We start from the raw sequence: 15,963 nt of genomic DNA, 5'->3' as shown, positions 1-15,963 counted from the left end.
GCCCGGTGACGGGCCATGCCAACAGGCGCCTAGCTGTGGCGTCCGCCCATGGGAATGGGACGAACAATCCAGCTGAAGCGCTTACAGGGCTCGCTGCGATATTGCCGACTCAGTTGCCGACTCAATGGATGCCGTCGTGGACAAAAAGAGCGCTTCCGCTTCCAGGCCAATAAGACATCATACAACCTGGTGGGGCAGGCGGAACAGACGGGTGGAGTTGGCGGTCGTCGCCTGCGCCACCTGCTCCAGCGTCTCGCCCCGCAGGTCGGCCACCCTGGCCGCCACGGCGGCCACGTAGGCGGGCTCGTTGCGCTTGCCGCGGCGGGGCACCGGCGCCAGGAAGGGACAGTCGGTTTCGACGAGGTAGCGATCGGCCGGCACCAGGCGGGCACAGGCGTGGATCGGCTCGGCCTTGGCAAAAGTGACCGTGCCGCTGAAACTGATGTAGAGGCCAAGCTCCAGGAAGCCTTCCATCTCCTCGGGGGTGCCCCCCCAGCAATGCATCACCCCACGGGGGCAGGTGCCCTGGCGCTCCCGCCGGCGCAGCTCGGCCAGCATCGGTTCTGCCGCATCCCTGCAGTGGATGATCACCGGCAGATCCAGGGCTACAGCCAGATCCAGCTGGGGACCCAGGGCCGCCAGCTGCTCTTCAAGATTCGTGGCGCGGAACAGATCCAGGCCCAGTTCACCAATCGCCACGACGCGGTCGTCGGCGCAGGCCGCGGCTTCCAGCACGGCAGCGGTGTCGCTGTGCCAGTGCTGGGTGTCAAGGGGATGGACCCCGACCGCGTAACGCAGCTCCGGGAAGCGGTCGGCCAGGGCTCGGATCGCCCCGATCTCCGACGGCTCCACGCAGGCATGGACAAGGGCCTTGACCCCCGCCTCCCGCCAGCGTTGAGCCACTTCGTCGAGATCCGCCTCAAAGTTGCGGAACACGATGTGGCAGTGGCTGTCCACCAGGGATGGAGCAGCCTCGGAGCTGACGGCCATGGGGTGGCGCTCAGGCGCCGGTGCTGCCGGCGGCCGAGGGCTCCAGCACCTGCTTCACCGCCACGCTCAGCCGCGACTTCTGGTTGGCGCCGGTGTTGCGGTGCACGACCCCGACCTTGACCGCCTTGTCGATCTTGCTGAAGGCGGCGCTCATGCTGGCCTGGACGGCGGCCTTGGCCTCCTCTCCTGGCTTCTGGCCGTAGGAGCTGCAGGCCGTCAGGCAGCGCTTCATCAGGGTGCGCAGGGCGGACTTGTAGGTGCGGTTGCGCAGTCGATTGCGTTCGGCGATCTCGATGCGTTTCTTCGAAGACTTGTTATTGGCCACAGGCGTAGGGGCGCTGACTCGGCAATCGCGGATCCTACCTCCTGGAGCCTGGCGGGTCCTTGGCCCTAATTTTGTGGTGGCCCTTCGCCTCCGGCACCGACCCGTGGTTGCTTCCACCCCGACCAGCAGCAGCAGCGCCGCTGACGCCTCCGCGGCGCTGCCACCGCTGCGGATCGCCTGTCTGCGGGCGGGGCCACAGGCCGGTGAACGGCTCGAAGCGATCGCCGCCCGCACCGAGGGTGCCCGGATGCATCAGGAGGAGGAGACAGTCGCGGCGATCCTGGCCGAGGTGCGCCAGCGCGGCGATGCCGCCCTGCTGGAGTTCAGCGAGCGCTTCGATGGCCTGCGGCCCGATCCCCTCAGGGTGCCGCCGGAGCGACTGGCCCAGGCCTGGCAGGCCTGCCCCGAGCTCCTGCGCCGGGCCCTCGACCTCGCCCACGAGCGGATCCTCGATTTCCACCGCCGCCAGAAGCCCGCGGATCTGGCCGTGGTTGGCCCCCATGGCGAACGGCTGGGACGCCGCTGGCGCCCGGTGCAGCGGGCGGGGATCTACATCCCCGGCGGCCGGGCCTCCTACCCCAGCACCGTGCTGATGAATGCGATCCCCGCCCGGGTGGCCGGCGTGGAACGGCTGGTGATGGTCACCCCGCCCGGCCCCGGCGGCGAGCCGAACGCCACCGTGCTGGCGGCCGCCCACCGGGCCGGGGTGGAGGAGGTGTACCGGGTGGGGGGCGCCCAGGCGATCGCGGCCCTGGCCTACGGCACCGAAACAATCCCCGCCGTCGATGTGATCAGCGGCCCCGGCAACCTCTACGTCACCCTGGCCAAGAAGGCGGTCTACGGCAGGGTGGGCATCGATTCCCTGGCCGGCCCCAGCGAGGTGCTGGTGATCGCCGACCACACCGCCAGCCCCGCCCAGGTGGCCACCGACCTGATGGCCCAGGCGGAGCACGATCCCCTGGCGGCCGCCATCCTGATCACCACCAGCACGGGGCTGGCCGCCGCCCTGCCGGCCGCCATCGAAGCCCAGCTGGTGCGGCACCCCCGGGCCGCCATCGCCCTGCAGGCGCTCAACGACTGGGGCCTGATCGTGGTCTGCGGCGATCTGGCCGAAGCGGCGGCCCTCAGTGACCGTTTCGCCCCGGAACACCTCGAGCTGCTGGTGGCGGACCCCGAAGCCCTGGCCGATCGCATCCGCCATGCCGGCGCCATCTTCCTCGGCCCCTGGTCGCCCGAGGCGGTGGGCGACTACCTGGCCGGCCCCAACCACACCCTGCCCACCTCAGGCACCGCCCGCTTCGCCAGCGCCCTGAGCGTCGAGACCTTCCTGCGTCACACCAGCCTGATCCAGTTCAACCGGGCGGCCCTGGAGGCCACGGGCCCAGCCGTGGTGACCCTGGCCGAGAGCGAAGGACTGCACAGCCACGCCGAGTCCGTGCGCCAGCGGCTTCAGGCCGACTGACGGCGCCACAAGAACGGCGCCGTGATCAACGCCGGGGCAGATCCCTCACCCGGGGCTCGCCGTCGACGATCTCCCCCACCAGCACCTGATCGGCGAGATTGACGAACAGACCGTTCTCGAGCACGCCGGGGATGTTGTTGATCGTCGCCTCCAGGGCGGCGGGGTCGCCGATGCCCCCTTCGAAGGCCACATCCAGCACCAGGTTGCCCTGGTCGGTGACCACCGGACCGGCCTTGCGCACGGCCATGCGCAACGCGACGGAACTCCCCATGGCGGTGAGTTCATCCCGCACCTGGCGCCAGGCGCCGGGCAGCACTTCCACCGGCAGCAGGAAGCCAAGGTTCAGGCGCTCCACCAGCTTGGTGGCATCCACCACGATCACGAAGCGATCGGCCCGGCGGGCCACCAGCTTCTCCTGCACATGGCAGGCCCCGCCCCCCTTGATCAGCTGGAAGGAAGGATCCACCTCATCGGCGCCGTCGATGGCCAGATCGATGCTGGTCACAGCGTTGAGGGCCATCAGGGGAATGCCCAGCTCGGCCGCCAGCACCTCCCCCTGGAAGGAGGTGGTGACACCGACGATGCCGGTCAGCTCGCCCTGGCGCAGCTTCTGGCCGAGGGCACGGATCATCAGGGCGGCCGTGGAGCCTGAACCCAGCCCCACCACCATGCCGTCACGGATCTGATCCACCGCCGCCGTCGCCACGGCCTCCTTCATGCGGTCCTGAAGATCGGACATCGAGGTCTGCCGGAATCGGGCCAGACCGTAGCAAGGGGGACTGTCCTGTCCCCCCTGGGACCTAGCCCGCCTGGGGCAGGGCCGCCGGCCGGATCGAGAGCTGCAGCTCCCGCTGGCCCCGGACCACTCGCAGCGGCAGGGGTTGACCCACCTGGGCCTGCTCCACCTGGTGCAACAGCGCCGAAGGGGTGTTCACCGGCTGGTCGGCAATCGCCACCACCAGATCACCACGGTGCAGCCCGGCCGCCTCGGCCGGGCTTTCCGGCAGCACCCGCTGCACCAGGGCCCCGTCCCGCTCGGGCAACTGCAACAGGGCATCGGGATCCTTGTTGTTGTCCCGGGCCATCCGGGCCGTGAGCGGCACCAACTGGAGGCCGAGATAGGGATGCACCACCGTGCCCCCCTCGCCGAGCTGGTCGGCCACCCGTTTGGCCAGGTTGATGGGGATGGCGAAGCCCAGACCGGCCCCAGGCCCGGAACGCACCAGGGTGTTGATGCCGATCACCTCACCAGCGGCGTTGATCAGGGGGCCGCCGGAATTACCGGGATTGATGGCCGCGTCCGTCTGGATCAGATCGAGGCGCTTGTCGGCGAAACCGAGACTGTTGATGTCGCGGTGCAGGCTGCTGACGATCCCCAGGGTGACGGTGCGCTCCAGGCCATAGGGGCTGCCCAGGGCGATGGCCCAGTCGCCCACTTCGAGGGCCTCGGAATCGCCCAGGGGAGCGGCGCTTAGTGGGGCCTTACCGGTGATGCGCACCACCGCCAGATCGGTGACCGGGTCGCTGCCGACCACCGCGCCATCCAGCTGGCGGCCATCCGCCAGGGTCACGGTCACCCCATCCACCTTGTCGACGACATGGGCATTGGTGAGCACCAGGGCGCGGCGCCCATCGATGACCACCCCCGAACCCTGGCCCCGTTCCCGCGTGCTGCTGGAGGGGTCGCCGAACAGATCCCGCAGCAGGGGATCGAGCAGGGCGGGATCGAAGGCGGGCCTGGCCACGTTGCGCTCGGTGTCGATCCGCACCACTGCCGGAGCCACTCGCCGGGCGGCGTCGGCCACGAAGCTGTGGGGGCTAAGGGCCGGGGGGGCCGTCTCGAGGGCCGCCGCGGGCAGGGGAAGGGCAGTCAACGCCAGCAACAGGGCCAGCAGCGCCAGGCCCCGCAGCCGCCGGCTCAGGGAAGACAAGGGATGGGAGCGTTGCATCCGGCGAGGCTAGGGCCGTCGAGCGGCGCCCAGCGCAGCAACCGCTGCCGCAGGACGCCGTCCTCGCCGATGTGAAGCCAGCGCCCGCCTGGGTCGTCCGGACGTTCCAGGGGGCAGGGCTGCACCGCAGGGAAACTGCGCAGAGTGGAGGGACAGCCCAGCAGGGGCACCTCCGGCCGGCCGGGCAGTTCCCCTTGCCAGTGCTGGTGGACATGACCAAAGACCAACCCCCGCAGACCGGGCAGCGGCCGCAACCCATTCAGCAGGGCCTCGCCATCCCGCAACCGGATGGCATCCATGCCGGCATCGCCGATCGGCACCGGGGGATGGTGGACGGCCACCAGCAGGGGCTGGCCCGCGGCCGGCGCGGCGTCGTCCAGTTGGCGCTGCAGCAAGTCCAGCTGGAGCGGGCCCAGTTCGCCGGCGGTGTCACCGCTGCGGTGGCTGTCGAGCAGCAGCAGCCAGCCCTGGCCGCAGCGCACCAGGGCCGGGGCGATAACGGCGCGGCGCCCCAGGGCGGCGCGCAGCAGGGCGGGTTGGTCGTGGTTGCCCGCCAGCAACGCCACCGGCAGCGGCAGCGTCTGCAGCAATTCCCCCAGGCGGACATAACCGCCCCAGCTCTCGTCATCGCAGAGGTCGCCGCTGATCAGCAGCAGATCGGGGGCCTCCCCGAGCGCCCGAAGCTGGCCGAGGGCCTCCTGGAGTGCATGGCGCAGCAGGTCCAGCGCCGGCCGGCCATGGCAGCGGCCGGCGGGATCGGCGAGCAGATGGGGATCGCTCAGTTGAAGAATTCGCATGGGAGACCGCTCCGGCCGGCCCCGGGCAGGACCGCTCGACCTGAATCGGCTTAACTTTGCCCCCAGTCCTCCCCGAGGCCATGGCCACAATCCCTCCCGGAACCAGGCAGCGCTGCACCCTCTGCAAGGTGGAGATCCAGGGGATGGCCGGAGGCAACGACCTGGTGCACTTCAGCCAGGGGGCTCCCGGCAGCCGCGCCAAGCTCTGGGCCCGGGTCTGCCAGTTCCTGCGCACGCCTGAGCAGTGCGGCCAGTGCCTCAACCAGGACCTCAGTCAGCGGGGCGAGGTCAGCGCCAACGATTACTACGCCGAGGCTCCTGTCCTGGAGCTTCCCAGCCCCCCGGGGGGCAATCCCTTAGGGTGAATCCATGCCCGCCGGGCATCACCCTTTTTCCCGGATGACGTTCCCCCTGACAGGGGCAACGCCTCTGGTCGGGGGCAGTGAACACTGCAGCGCACGGCGGACCATCCCGCCCGCGCCGCCTGTCCTTGCCCGATCCCCTTACCGACGACCTGGAGACATTGGCCCGGCCAGTGGTCCAGGAAGCGCACCTCACGGTGCAATCGGTGGAGGTGCTGGCCCATCGCATCCCCCTCACGGTCGTGGTGCGGGTGCAGCGCGCCGATGGCACCGACGTGAATCTCGACGAGTGCGCCGCCGTGAGTGGTCCCCTTGCTGAGGCCATCGAAGCGTCGGGTCTGCTGACCATGGCCTATGTGCTGGAGGTGAGCAGCCCCGGCATCGGGGAAGAACTCCTCACCGACCGGGACTTCGTCAGCTTCCGTGGGTTTCCGGTGGAGCTGATCCGCCAGGAGGCCGGCGCTGCGGAGGTGCGCCGCACCGGCCTGTTGCTGGGCCGGGATGACGAGGTGGTGCAGCTCAATGAGCGCGGCCGCATCCTGCGCATCCCCCGCGACGAGGTACTGCGGGTGCGGCTCAGCGAAGCTCCACCCGATTCCTGAGCCGCCCCGGTTCACCTGAGCCGCTCCGGTTCATCCTTCTTCCCTTTCATCCCAACTGCCTCCGAGTTCATGGCCCTGGTTCTGCTCCCCGGTCTCAACAACCTGATCGAGGACATCAGCGACGAGAAGAAGCTGGCTCCCCAGGTGGTGGAGGCGGCCCTGCGGGAGGCACTGCTGAAGGGCTACGAGCGTTACCGCCGCACCCTCTACCTGGGCATCAGCGAGGACCCCTTCGAGGAGGACTACTTCAGCAACTTCGACGTCGCGCTCGATCTCGAGGAAGAGGGCTACCGGGTGCTGGCCAGCAAGATCATCGTCGAGGAGGTGGAGAGCGACGACCACCAGATCGCCATCGAAGAGGTGCGCCAGGTGGCGGAAGACGCCCAGATCGGCGACACGGTGGTGCTGGACGTGACACCGGAGAAGGATGATTTCGGCCGCATGGCCGCCGCCACCACCAAGCAGGTGTTGGCCCAGAAGCTGCGGGACCAGCAGCGCCGCATGATCCAGGAGGAATTCGCCGACCTGGAGGATCCCGTGCTCACCGCCCGGGTGATCCGTTTCGAGCGCCAGAGCGTGATCATGGCCGTCAGCAGCGGCCTGGGCCGGCCAGAGGTGGAGGCGGAGCTTCCCCGCCGCGACCAACTTCCCAATGACAACTACCGCGCCAACGCCACCTTCAAGGTGTTCCTCAAGGAGGTCAGCGAGGTCTCCCGTCGCGGCCCCCAGCTGTTCGTCTCCCGGGCCAATGCGGGCCTGGTGGTCTATCTGTTCGAGAACGAGGTGCCTGAGATCCAGGAGGGCTCGGTGCGGATCGTCGCCGTGGCCAGGGAAGCCAATCCCCCCTCCCGCGCCGTCGGCCCCCGCACCAAGGTCGCTGTCGACAGTGTGGAGCGGGAAGTGGATCCGGTGGGCGCCTGCATCGGCGCCCGCGGCTCCCGCATCCAGCAGGTGGTGAACGAATTGCGGGGCGAGAAGATCGACGTGATCCGCTGGTCTCCGGATCCGGCGCAGTATCTGGCCAACTCCCTCAGCCCAGCGCGGGTGGAGATGGTCCGCCTGGTGGATCCCGAAGGGCACCACGCCCACGTGCTCGTGCCCCACGACCAACTGAGCCTGGCCATTGGCCGGGAGGGTCAGAACGTTCGCCTGGCGGCCCGGCTCACCGGCTGGAAGATCGACATCAAGAATGCCCAGGAGTACGACCAGGTCAGCGAGGACCAGACGGTGGCGACCCTGATCGCCCAGCGCCAGGAGGAGGAGGCCCTGCAGGCCGAAGCCGAGGCCCGTCTGGAGGCCGAGCAGGCCACCCGGGCCGAGGAAGATGCCCGCCTGCGTGAGCTCTACCCCCTGCCCGAGGACGACGGGTCCTACGAACTCGAGGAGGGCGAAGACGGCGTTCCCGCCCAAGAGCCCATCGACGAGCAGGCCGAGCCCAGGGCCGATTCCGAAGACCCGGCCCCGACCGAAGATCAGGCCGAGGCCGTCACCGGCGAGGACGTCCGGTGACGTCGCCCGCGAGGCGCCCGGTGCTGCGCCGCTGCGTCTCCTGTCGTCGCCTCTGCGACCGCAGCCAGCTCTGGCGTGTGGTGCGTCAGGCCGACGGGACGGTGAGCCTGGATCGGGGCATGGGTCGCTCGGCGTACCTCTGCCCGGAGCCGAGCTGCCTGGAGGAAGCCCGTCGCCGCCGCCGCCTCCAGCGCGGCCTCCGCTGTGCCGTCAGCGATGCCATCATCGTCAGCCTCGAGGCACGTCTCGAGCGATCGGCCCCGCAACCTCTGAGGCAAGATGAATCATGGTCGCAACGTGTGTGCGGCCCCGGGGTCCTTTCGGCCCCACCGTACGGAGACCTTTCTGAATGACCAGCAGCGGCAAAGTGAGAATCTACGAGCTGTCGAAGGACCTGGGCCTGGACAACAAGGACGTGCTCGATGCCGCCGAGAAGCTCTCCATTGCGGCCAAGAGTCACAGCAGCTCGATCAGCGATGACGAGGCGAGCCGCATCCGTTCGATGATCGGTGTCAACGTCGGCAGCCAGACCCCGTCGCGGACCGAACCTGCGGCGCCCGCCCCCCCGGCCAAGGCGATCCTGGCGGTGAAGAAAGCCGCGCCGGCACCCGTGGCGGCTCCCCGGGCCAGCACTCCGCCCGCCGCGACGGCACCCGCCACCCCGGCCCCGCCCGCGAGCCGCCCCCCCGCACCGCGTCCTGCGCCAGCGGCCTCCGCTCCCGCACCCTCCCGTCCCGAGCCACCTGCGGCTCGCCCCAGGCCCGCCGGAGCTCCGGCACCGTCCCCGGCCCGGCCGCGACCGGTGGAAGCCGGCAAACCGGCCGTTCGTCCGCCCACGATCATGGGCAAACCGGCTGCTGCGGCCCCGGCGCCCACTGCCCCGGCCCCGGCCCCCACGGCGCCCGCTGCCGGCGGCCTGCCGGCCCGCCCGCTGCCGGCGGCCCCGGCCCGCCCCGTTTCCCTGGCCCCACCGGCCAAACCCCTGGCAGCACCCAAGCCCACCAGCCCGGCACCGGTGAACCGCACCTCCCAGCCGCCCGTGCGCGTCGGCTCCCCCCAGCGGCCTCCCGCCCCGGCTCCGGGCCGACCCGTGCAGGGCGCCACGGGAGCCGCACCCACCCGCCCCCCGGCCACCCGGCCCCAGCTGGTCGGACGTCCGCAGCCCGGCCAGGGCGCCACCAGCAGCCGGCCGGCCCCACCGTCGGCCCGCCCCCAGCGTCCTGGCACTCCCGCACCGATCCGTCCCGGCAGCCCCGGCTCCAGGGCCGGCTCGGCCCCGGGCCGGCCCGGCCCCACGCCGCTTGAGCTGGTCGGTAAGCCGATCCGCCGCGACTCGGCGGGTCCCGGCACCACCGCCGCCGGGCGTCCGGCAGCCCCCGGCCGCCCGGGCATCCCGGCCGGCATGCGCAAGCCGATGGCCCCCGGCGAGCTGATGCAGCTCCAGAAACCCACCGGCCGTCCCACCGCCCCGCCGCCGCGCCGCCCCGACCGGAGCGAGGGCGGCAGCGAAGCCGGAGGGGAGACCGAGGGCGTGACGCGTCCCACCGCCACCCCGCCGGCGGCCCCCCGTCGCCCTGGGTTCCGCCCGCCCACGCCGGCCGGCGCCCGCGCCCCCGGTGCACGGAGACCCGACTGGGACGACAGCGCCAAACTCGAGGCCCTGCGCAGCCGCACTCCCCAGAAGCAGCGCCAGAAGGTCCACATCATCGGCGAGAACGATGATGCCCTCACCGCCGAAACCGGTGGCTACGCCGGCGAGCAGGAAGCCCTGGTGCTCCAGGCCAGCCTGGCCCGGCCAGCGAAGCCCCGCACCGCGCGCGGCGCGCAGGCCAAACCCACGGTGGCGGTGCGCAAGCGCAAGAAAGAAACCACCCGCCAGCGTCAGCGCCGCCGTGCCATGGAGCTGCGGGCCTCCCGCGAAGCCAAGGCCCAGCGTCCCGAGATGCTGATCGTGCCCGAGGGCAACCTCACCGTGCAGGAGCTGGCCGACCGACTCGGGGTGGAGAGCTCCGAGATCATCAAATCCCTGTTCTTCAAGGGGATCAGCGCCACCGTCACCCAGACCCTCGATCTGCACACGATCGAGACCGTGGCTGAGGAGTTCGGCGTGCCCGTCCTCCAGGACGACATCGAAGCCGCGGCCAAGAAGACCGTGGAGATGATTGAGGCCAGCGACCTGGCCCACCTGATCCGCCGGCCACCGGTGGTGACCGTGATGGGTCACGTCGACCACGGCAAGACGAGCCTGCTCGATGCCATCCGCAAGACCCGGGTGGCGGCGGGCGAAGCCGGCGGCATCACCCAGCACATCGGCGCTTACCAGGTGGATGTGCCCCACGGCGATGAAACCCGCAAGATCACCTTCCTCGACACCCCGGGCCACGAGGCGTTCACCGCCATGCGGGCCCGTGGCACCAAGGTCACCGACGTGGCCGTGCTGGTGGTGGCCGCCGATGACGGCGTCCGCCCCCAGACCCTGGAGGCGATCAGCCACGCCCGGGCCGCCGAGGTGCCGATCGTGGTGGCGATCAACAAGATCGACAAGGAAGGGGCTCAGCCCGAGCGGGTCAAACAGGAGCTCTCCGGCCTCGATCTGGTGGCCGAGGACTGGGGCGGCACCACCGTGATGGTCCCCGTCAGCGCCATCAAGGGCGAAAACATCGACAAGCTGCTGGAGATGATCCTGCTGGTCACCGAAGTGGAGGACCTGCAGGCCAACCCCGACCGGATGGCCCGCGGCACCGTGATCGAGGCCCACCTCGACAAGGCCAAGGGTCCGGTGGCCACCCTGCTGATCCAGAACGGCACCCTCAAAGCCGGCGACGTGCTGGCGGCGGGGCCGATTCTCGGCAAGGTGCGCGCCATGGTCGACGACACCGGCAAGAGGGTCAAGCAGGCCGGCCCCTCCAGCGCCGTGGAGGCCCTCGGTTTCAGCGAGGTGCCCACCGCCGGCGACGAGTTCGAGGTGTACACCGACGAGAAGAGCGCCCGGGCGGTGGTGGGCGACCGGGCCAACGAGGCCCGGGCCACCCGCCTGGCCCAGCAGATGGCCTCCAGGAGGGTGTCCCTGGCCTCGATGTCGGGCCAGGTCAGCGAGGGCGAACTGAAGGAGCTCAACCTCATCCTCAAGGCCGATGTCCAGGGCAGCGTGGAGGCGATCCTCGGATCCCTCGAGCAATTGCCCCAGGAGGAGGTTCAGGTGCGGGTGCTGCTGTCGGCACCGGGCGAGATCACCGAAACGGACGTCGACCTGGCCGCGGCCTCGGGCGCCGTGATCGTGGGCTTCAACACCTCGATGGCCTCCGGTGCCAAGCGTGCCGCCGATGCCACCGGCGTCGACGTGCGCGATTACGACGTCATCTACAAGCTGCTGGAGGACATCCAGATGGCCATGGAGGGCCTGCTGGAACCGGAGCTGGTGGAGGAGAACCTGGGCGAGGCGGAAGTGCGGGCCGTGTTCACCATCGGCAAGAGCGCCGTCGCCGGTTGCTACGTCACCAACGGCAAACTGCAGCGCAACTGCCGCATCCGGGTGCACCGTGGCAAGGAGCTCGTCTATGAAGGCGATCTCGATTCTCTGCGTCGCAACAAAGACGACGTCAAGGAGGTGGCCACCGGCTTCGAGTGCGGCATCGGCTGCGACCGGTTCACCGGCTGGCAGGAGAGGGATCGGGTCGAGGCCTTCAAGCTGGTCACCCAGCGCCGGACCCTCAGCACCTGAACCCGTGACGCCCCGCAGCGAGCCCCTGCTCTGGCTCCAGCTGATCTCCTTCGGGGTGTTGCCGCTCGAGGCCCTGCTGTTGCTGCTGGTGCTGGCCGGCAGCGACCCCGGCCCCCTGCCGGGGCTGGAGAGGCTGTTCTGCTGGGCGATCGGCGCCCTGGCGCCGGCGCTGCTGCTGGTGCGGCGCCCGGCCGACGTCTGGTCGTTGCTGCTGTTGCAGACACCCCTGCGCGGCCGTCGGGAGCTGCAACGCCGGCTCAGTCGCCTTCAAGCCACCCCGGCTCTGGCGCTGGCCACGGCCGGCGGTGCCGCCCTGGGCCTGCCCCTGCTGTGGTGGATCGACCGCCAGGCCGCCGTGGCCTCCCCCATGTCCCCCTTCAGCTCCTGTCCCCGCCTGGTGGCCCTGCTGCTGGCGGCCCTGCTGCTGGCGGTGATGCTGTGGCAGTGGCAGCAGCTGGTCCAGTCGTTGTGGCTGCTCAGCCGCAAGGCCGAGACCGTGGCCGGGACGCCGCCGCTCAGCTTGGCGGAGCTGGAGCAGCAACGTCTCTGCCTGGGCCTGCCGCTGCTGCTGCCGGAGCCCCTCCTGCTGCCGGAGCCCCAGAAGCTGCCGGAACCCTCAGTCGTCGTCCCGGTTGCGGTCGAACCAGAGCAAGGCACCAAAGAGGCTGAGGGCTCCGACCTGGATCAGCAGGTCCCCTGAGGCCACCTCCGAGCCGGCGGAGGCCCGCAGCGCCATGGTCGCCAGGCCCAGACCGGCGGAAGCCACCAGAGCGAACCACAGCGCCCGTCGCAAGCCCCGCCAGGGCGTCCTGGCTTCCGCCAAAAGGCGACGACGCAGCTCCGGATCCAGGGAACTCTTAGGGTCGGATCCCATGGAATGGCACGCAGCAGGAGTCGATCCGACGAATGCTAGTTTCTTGACCGATGCCGGTGTAGCTCAGGGGTAGAGCAACTGATTCGTAATCAGTAGGTCGTCGGTTCAAATCCGATCACCGGCTTCTCGGCTCAGCCCGCACCGATACCCGTTCCGATCCGTTCCCCTGAGGCGGCGTTGGTGGCGATACTCGGGCCATGGATGAACTCAGGACGCGCCACGAGCGGCTACTGGAGAGCCACCACACGGCTCTGCGTGAGGCCGCCCAACGGCTGCTGGCTGAAGCGACCTGGTCGCTGGCTGCCACGGCCCTATTGCTGGCGTCCGACGACCCGGACCGCAGCCGGGTGGCGGCGGTAGGGGATCTCGGCCGCTGGATCGACCATCTGGGGCCGGACCTGGACAGCTTCGTGAGGCTGCGGCGCCAAGGGATGGGGACCGAAGAGGCCTACGGCCAATGCCGCGAACTGGAGGGGGACTCCTTTCTGCTCGCCTGGCAGGCCCTGCAGGGAAGACATCCACTGGTGAGTCACGATGATCTCAACCACTTCGCCATGCTGTCCCAACAGGGATTCTCCAGAACACCCCGAAACCTGCTTGTGGTGGTCAACTGGGGTGACCAGGTGACGGCGTTCCTGGTGTCCTGTGATCGCGTTAAGAGGGAGACATAACGTTCTGCAGCCTGAGCAAGCACCCGGCGAGGGCGTGATTTCTGCCGAGCGACTCTCCGATCACTCGTCGTCTTCGGAGAATCCGGCGGGAATCAGGCGGATCTGCTTGCGGCCCAGCTTGATCTCGAATTCATCGCCGGGCCTGAGATCCAGCATGGCGGTGTAGGCCTTGCCCACCAGAAGATTGCCGTTGCCCTGGACGGTGGCCACGTAGCTGAGCTTGCGACCACCTTTGGACGCACCCTTGCCACCACCTTCACCGAGGCTGACGCCCTTGGCTTCCAGCAGGGCCTCATAAAAAGCCGTGAAATTCAGACGTTCAGCCCCATCCTTCTTGGTGCTGACGTAGCCGCAACCACGCACCAGATCGGATTTCGAGACATCGCCCAACTCCTTGACCTTGGCCAGGAGATCAGATCCGGTGAGCATGGGGAACAAAAAAGACCTTACAAGACGAACTATAAAGGTTTATCGGCTTGTCGTCATTAGGCGAACTGCCGATACTCGCCAGGGTCGGAACTCGCCCCTGGACCATCTGATCTGTTCAAGGCGGGGCCTAGCAGGGCTAGGGCCCGGCCCCCAGGCAGGGCCGCGACACAGCACAAAGGGCTACTCCACCTTGACGACGTCGAAACCGTCGCTCCCGAGGCGATTCAGTTCGCCGGCAGCGCGCAGAGCCGCCTCATGGGTGTGGAACAGATAGGCCCTCGCCGGATCGCTGACGTCCCCCAGGCCCTGGTCGTCGGGACGGATGGAGACGTAGGAGCCGTCGGAGAGGCGCTGCAGCACATAGCGCTCGGCCTGGGTGCACTCCAGGGGATGGGCTGGATCTATATCGGGTGCCCAGAAATGCATCACAACCCCTGTGGGTGGCTTCTCTGAGCTACTCCAGTGAACCGACCTCTCGCGAGCCGGCGCCACATGTCGTTGCAACCTGCCGACACCAGGTGATCACGTCTCATTACCGCCGAAATCGTCGTCGTAGCCCTGGTAAGGCTCGAATTCATTCCAGCCGGGACTCGCGTTCTGGAGCAGTCCATAGCGGGCGTCGACATCGTTCATCAGGGTGTTGCCGGTGGGCACCGTGTCGCAGGTGATGGAGCCATCGGCGCCAGTGACGCAATTCTCGAACTGCACGTTCGCCAGGGCTTGTCCAGCCCCCCCCATCTGAGACAGCAGCAATCCACTGACCAGCGAGATGGCTCGAAGTGTTGGGGACAGCGCAGATGCCTGTCGGGGGTGCTGTTTGTTCGCCATCGTCGGGGAGCCTCTACTGGGATGATGGCACCGCTTCAACACACGCACCCATGTACACCGACTGGACCGCCGTGATCCTGCTGCTGCTCACGGCGGCGCCCCTGGCGGCGGTGGTGGCCACCACTGCCTTCTTCATCTGGCGGCGGAAGCGGACGCAGCGCTGACGATCCGGAAGAACAGTCCGTCACCGCCCATCGCCCGGGAGTGCCCTTGGCCCAGGCAATCCAGACAGGTGCGATAACGCTGATCGTCAATCCTCAGCAGGCCGCTGCCGCCGCACTGGGGACATCGGCACGGGGCCTGGGGATGGCTCCTCGAATCGGCGGAGGGAACCTGGAGGGACATGGCCGGGTGGCGAGGGATTGTTCTGATCTCCTCACTGTGGCCGACCAAGACCCCTTGAATCCCGAAACCTTCCTTAAGCCTTTCCCCCCTTGTCCCGCTCCGGGTGCACGCAGGCGGCCAGGGTTTCCGGGGACAGGCCGGCCGCCAGCTCACTGGCACTGAGACGACTGCCCGCTGGCACCAGTCCCAGGCTGGCCGCCAGGCAGCCGATCACCGCTGGGGCGTCAAGGCCGCGGCTACGCAGACCGGCCAGCCCCTCGGCCCCCTCACGTTTGCTCAGTCGCTCGCCCCTGGCGTCCCGCCAGAGAGGCACATGGACATAGACCGGCGGCGGAGCACCGAGGGCGGCCATCACCGCGACCTGGGCCCCGGTGGAGGCCCAGAGATCGTCCCCGCGCACGACCTCGCTGATGCCCATCAGCAGCTCGTCGACGGCGGTGGCCAGGTGGTAGGCCACCACGCCATCAGCCCGCCGCACCACCACATCCCCCACGGCGGTGGGGCCGTCCTGGCGGCCGCAGGGACCGCCGCGCTCCTCCCAGAGGAGGACACCGGGCTCGAGGCGCAGGCGCCAGCTCGGCAGACGACCGGACTGCTGCCCCCATAAGGGCGGCCGATCCCGGCAATAGCCCGGGTAGACAGCCAGGGCCCCGTGGGGCGCCGAAACGTCGGCCAGAAGTCGCCGGCTGCAGCGGCAGGGGTAGAGACAGTCGGCCTGGCGCAGGGCCGAGAGGACCGTGGCGTAGAGACCGCGATGGTCGCTCTGACGCAGCACCGGACCGTCCCAGTCGAGGCCGAGCCAGCGCAGGTCGGCGACGATCGCGGCCTCGGCACCCGGCCGGTTACGGGGGCCATCGAGATCGTCGATACGCAGCAACCACTCCCCGCCCCTGAGCCGGGCTTCAAGCCAGCTGAGGAGCGCGGTGCGGAGGTTGCCCCGATGCAGAGGGCCGGTGGGGGAGGGGGCGAAGCGGGTTCTGTACCCCTGTTGCCGCCGTCGCAGACCCGCCTCGATCTTGACTTGGAGATGGAGGGGGACCCGCAGCGCCGGGGTCGAAGCCCCGGCGACCGCTGCCATGGCCAAACGAACGCTGGAGCA

17 protein-coding genes, 1 tRNA gene and 1 pseudogene are annotated in these 15,963 nt (G+C 69.4%); 9 read left to right on the top strand and 10 right to left on the bottom strand.

Features of this window, described 5'->3' with window-relative positions; all coding sequences use genetic code 11:
- Nucleotides 1-177 precede the first annotated feature (177 nt).
- Both KBZ33_RS12605 and rpsT read right to left on the bottom strand, forming a co-directional pair.
- Nucleotides 178-990 (bottom strand): TatD family hydrolase, encoded by an 813-nt coding sequence (locus KBZ33_RS12605; protein ID WP_254954606.1) that lies wholly within the window; start codon nucleotides 988-990, stop codon nucleotides 178-180.
- 10 nt (nucleotides 991-1,000) lie between these two features.
- Entirely contained in the window at nucleotides 1,001-1,315 is a 315-nt protein-coding gene (rpsT, locus tag KBZ33_RS12600) for a 30S ribosomal protein S20 (protein ID WP_254954608.1), read from the bottom strand.
- A gap of 172 nt (nucleotides 1,316-1,487) precedes the next feature.
- Here rpsT and hisD point away from each other — a divergent pair, with 172 nt between their 5' ends.
- The gene (gene hisD / locus KBZ33_RS12595; protein ID WP_396108456.1) at nucleotides 1,488-2,777 is read left to right on the top strand and encodes a histidinol dehydrogenase; all 1,290 of its coding nucleotides are present in this window, start codon (nucleotides 1,488-1,490) and stop codon (nucleotides 2,775-2,777) included.
- Between the two features lie 25 nt (nucleotides 2,778-2,802).
- Here hisD and rpiA read toward each other — a convergent pair whose 3' ends face one another.
- The 3 genes from rpiA to KBZ33_RS12580 all read right to left on the bottom strand — a co-directional run bounded on the left by rpiA (nucleotide 2,803) and on the right by KBZ33_RS12580 (nucleotide 5,523).
- Nucleotides 2,803-3,516 carry a ribose-5-phosphate isomerase RpiA gene (gene rpiA / locus KBZ33_RS12590; RefSeq protein WP_254954610.1) on the bottom strand — a complete coding sequence of 238 codons (714 nt, stop codon included), beginning with the start codon at nucleotides 3,514-3,516 and terminating at the stop codon, nucleotides 2,803-2,805.
- A gap of 61 nt (nucleotides 3,517-3,577) precedes the next feature.
- Nucleotides 3,578-4,726 carry a trypsin-like peptidase domain-containing protein gene (locus tag KBZ33_RS12585; protein WP_254954611.1) on the bottom strand — a complete coding sequence of 383 codons (1,149 nt, stop codon included), beginning with the start codon at nucleotides 4,724-4,726 and terminating at the stop codon, nucleotides 3,578-3,580.
- Entirely contained in the window at nucleotides 4,696-5,523 is an 828-nt protein-coding gene (locus KBZ33_RS12580; protein WP_254954612.1) for a metallophosphoesterase, read from the bottom strand. The genes KBZ33_RS12585 and KBZ33_RS12580 overlap by 31 nt, the downstream gene beginning before the upstream one ends.
- Before the next feature lie 80 nt (nucleotides 5,524-5,603).
- Between KBZ33_RS12580 and KBZ33_RS12575 the strand changes: the two genes are divergently transcribed.
- The 6 genes and pseudogenes from KBZ33_RS12575 (at nucleotide 5,604) to KBZ33_RS12550 (ending at nucleotide 12,417) form a co-directional block, all read left to right on the top strand.
- Nucleotides 5,604-5,888 carry a hypothetical protein gene (locus KBZ33_RS12575; protein ID WP_254954613.1) on the top strand — a complete coding sequence of 95 codons (285 nt, stop codon included), beginning with the start codon at nucleotides 5,604-5,606 and terminating at the stop codon, nucleotides 5,886-5,888.
- A gap of 125 nt (nucleotides 5,889-6,013) precedes the next feature.
- Nucleotides 6,014-6,487: a ribosome assembly cofactor RimP gene (locus KBZ33_RS12570; protein ID WP_254954614.1), complete on the top strand. Its 474-nt coding sequence runs from the start codon at nucleotides 6,014-6,016 to the stop codon at nucleotides 6,485-6,487.
- 69 nt (nucleotides 6,488-6,556) lie between these two features.
- On the top strand, nucleotides 6,557-7,996 hold the full coding sequence (gene nusA / locus KBZ33_RS12565) for a transcription termination factor NusA (RefSeq protein WP_254954615.1): 1,440 nt from the start codon (nucleotides 6,557-6,559) through the stop codon (nucleotides 7,994-7,996).
- A pseudogene (locus KBZ33_RS12560) lies at nucleotides 7,993-8,244 on the top strand (YlxR family protein); the annotation flags it as partial. The gene nusA and the pseudogene KBZ33_RS12560, both read left to right, overlap by 4 nt.
- A gap of 101 nt (nucleotides 8,245-8,345) precedes the next feature.
- Nucleotides 8,346-11,717: a translation initiation factor IF-2 gene (gene infB / locus KBZ33_RS12555; RefSeq protein ID WP_255011787.1), complete on the top strand. Its 3,372-nt coding sequence runs from the start codon at nucleotides 8,346-8,348 to the stop codon at nucleotides 11,715-11,717.
- Nucleotides 11,718-11,721: 4 nt separating this feature from the next.
- Complete coding sequence (locus tag KBZ33_RS12550) at nucleotides 11,722-12,417, top strand: low-complexity tail membrane protein (protein ID WP_254954085.1); 696 nt, start codon at nucleotides 11,722-11,724, stop codon at nucleotides 12,415-12,417.
- Here KBZ33_RS12550 and KBZ33_RS12545 read toward each other — a convergent pair.
- Nucleotides 12,334-12,591 carry a DUF3493 domain-containing protein gene (locus KBZ33_RS12545; RefSeq protein ID WP_254954086.1) on the bottom strand — a complete coding sequence of 86 codons (258 nt, stop codon included), beginning with the start codon at nucleotides 12,589-12,591 and terminating at the stop codon, nucleotides 12,334-12,336. The two genes, KBZ33_RS12550 and KBZ33_RS12545, sit on opposite strands and share 84 nt — an antisense overlap.
- A 52-nt stretch (nucleotides 12,592-12,643) precedes the next feature.
- Here KBZ33_RS12545 and KBZ33_RS12540 point away from each other — a divergent pair.
- Nucleotides 12,644-12,715 (top strand) — tRNA-Thr (locus tag KBZ33_RS12540).
- A 73-nt stretch (nucleotides 12,716-12,788) separates the two neighbouring features.
- Entirely contained in the window at nucleotides 12,789-13,262 is a 474-nt protein-coding gene (locus tag KBZ33_RS12535) for a hypothetical protein (protein ID WP_254954087.1), read from the top strand.
- A gap of 60 nt (nucleotides 13,263-13,322) precedes the next feature.
- Here KBZ33_RS12535 and KBZ33_RS12530 read toward each other — a convergent pair whose 3' ends face one another.
- From KBZ33_RS12530 to gluQRS, 4 genes are all read right to left on the bottom strand, one after another.
- The gene (locus tag KBZ33_RS12530; protein WP_254954088.1) at nucleotides 13,323-13,691 is read right to left on the bottom strand and encodes an AbrB family transcriptional regulator; all 369 of its coding nucleotides are present in this window, start codon (nucleotides 13,689-13,691) and stop codon (nucleotides 13,323-13,325) included.
- 180 nt (nucleotides 13,692-13,871) lie between these two features.
- Entirely contained in the window at nucleotides 13,872-14,117 is a 246-nt protein-coding gene (locus tag KBZ33_RS12525; RefSeq protein WP_254954089.1) for a hypothetical protein, read from the bottom strand.
- Between the two features lie 96 nt (nucleotides 14,118-14,213).
- The gene (locus tag KBZ33_RS12520; RefSeq protein WP_254963322.1) at nucleotides 14,214-14,429 is read right to left on the bottom strand and encodes a hypothetical protein; all 216 of its coding nucleotides are present in this window, start codon (nucleotides 14,427-14,429) and stop codon (nucleotides 14,214-14,216) included.
- Nucleotides 14,430-14,937: 508 nt separating this feature from the next.
- Nucleotides 14,938-15,942 carry a tRNA glutamyl-Q(34) synthetase GluQRS gene (gene gluQRS, locus KBZ33_RS12515; RefSeq protein WP_254954092.1) on the bottom strand — a complete coding sequence of 335 codons (1,005 nt, stop codon included), beginning with the start codon at nucleotides 15,940-15,942 and terminating at the stop codon, nucleotides 14,938-14,940.
- Between the last annotated feature and the right edge of the window lie 21 nt (nucleotides 15,943-15,963).

The sequence above is a fragment of the Cyanobium sp. Cruz-8D1 genome (genome assembly GCF_024345975.1).
Lineage (GTDB): Bacteria > Cyanobacteriota > Cyanobacteriia > PCC-6307 > Cyanobiaceae > Cyanobium.
The sequence above is the reverse complement of the archived record's forward strand: the minus strand, read 5'-3'. Positions and strand labels throughout refer to the sequence as shown.

Coding starts and splice junctions, on each gene's coding strand:
- KBZ33_RS12605 (WP_254954606.1), bottom strand. CDS start 990: ATGGCCGTCAGCTCCGAGGCTGCTCCATCCCTGGTGGACAGCCACTGC.
- rpiA (WP_254954610.1), bottom strand. CDS start 3,516: ATGTCCGATCTTCAGGACCGCATGAAGGAGGCCGTGGCGACGGCGGCG.
- KBZ33_RS12585 (WP_254954611.1), bottom strand. CDS start 4,726: ATGCAACGCTCCCATCCCTTGTCTTCCCTGAGCCGGCGGCTGCGGGGC.
- KBZ33_RS12580 (WP_254954612.1), bottom strand. CDS start 5,523: ATGCGAATTCTTCAACTGAGCGATCCCCATCTGCTCGCCGATCCCGCC.
- KBZ33_RS12575 (WP_254954613.1), top strand. CDS start 5,604: ATGGCCACAATCCCTCCCGGAACCAGGCAGCGCTGCACCCTCTGCAAG.
- nusA (WP_254954615.1), top strand. CDS start 6,557: ATGGCCCTGGTTCTGCTCCCCGGTCTCAACAACCTGATCGAGGACATC.
- infB (WP_255011787.1), top strand. CDS start 8,346: ATGACCAGCAGCGGCAAAGTGAGAATCTACGAGCTGTCGAAGGACCTG.
- KBZ33_RS12545 (WP_254954086.1), bottom strand. CDS start 12,591: ATGGGATCCGACCCTAAGAGTTCCCTGGATCCGGAGCTGCGTCGTCGC.
- KBZ33_RS12535 (WP_254954087.1), top strand. CDS start 12,789: ATGGATGAACTCAGGACGCGCCACGAGCGGCTACTGGAGAGCCACCAC.
- KBZ33_RS12530 (WP_254954088.1), bottom strand. CDS start 13,691: ATGCTCACCGGATCTGATCTCCTGGCCAAGGTCAAGGAGTTGGGCGAT.
- KBZ33_RS12525 (WP_254954089.1), bottom strand. CDS start 14,117: ATGCATTTCTGGGCACCCGATATAGATCCAGCCCATCCCCTGGAGTGC.
- KBZ33_RS12520 (WP_254963322.1), bottom strand. CDS start 14,429: ATGGGGGGGGCTGGACAAGCCCTGGCGAACGTGCAGTTCGAGAATTGC.
- gluQRS (WP_254954092.1), bottom strand. CDS start 15,942: ATGGCAGCGGTCGCCGGGGCTTCGACCCCGGCGCTGCGGGTCCCCCTC.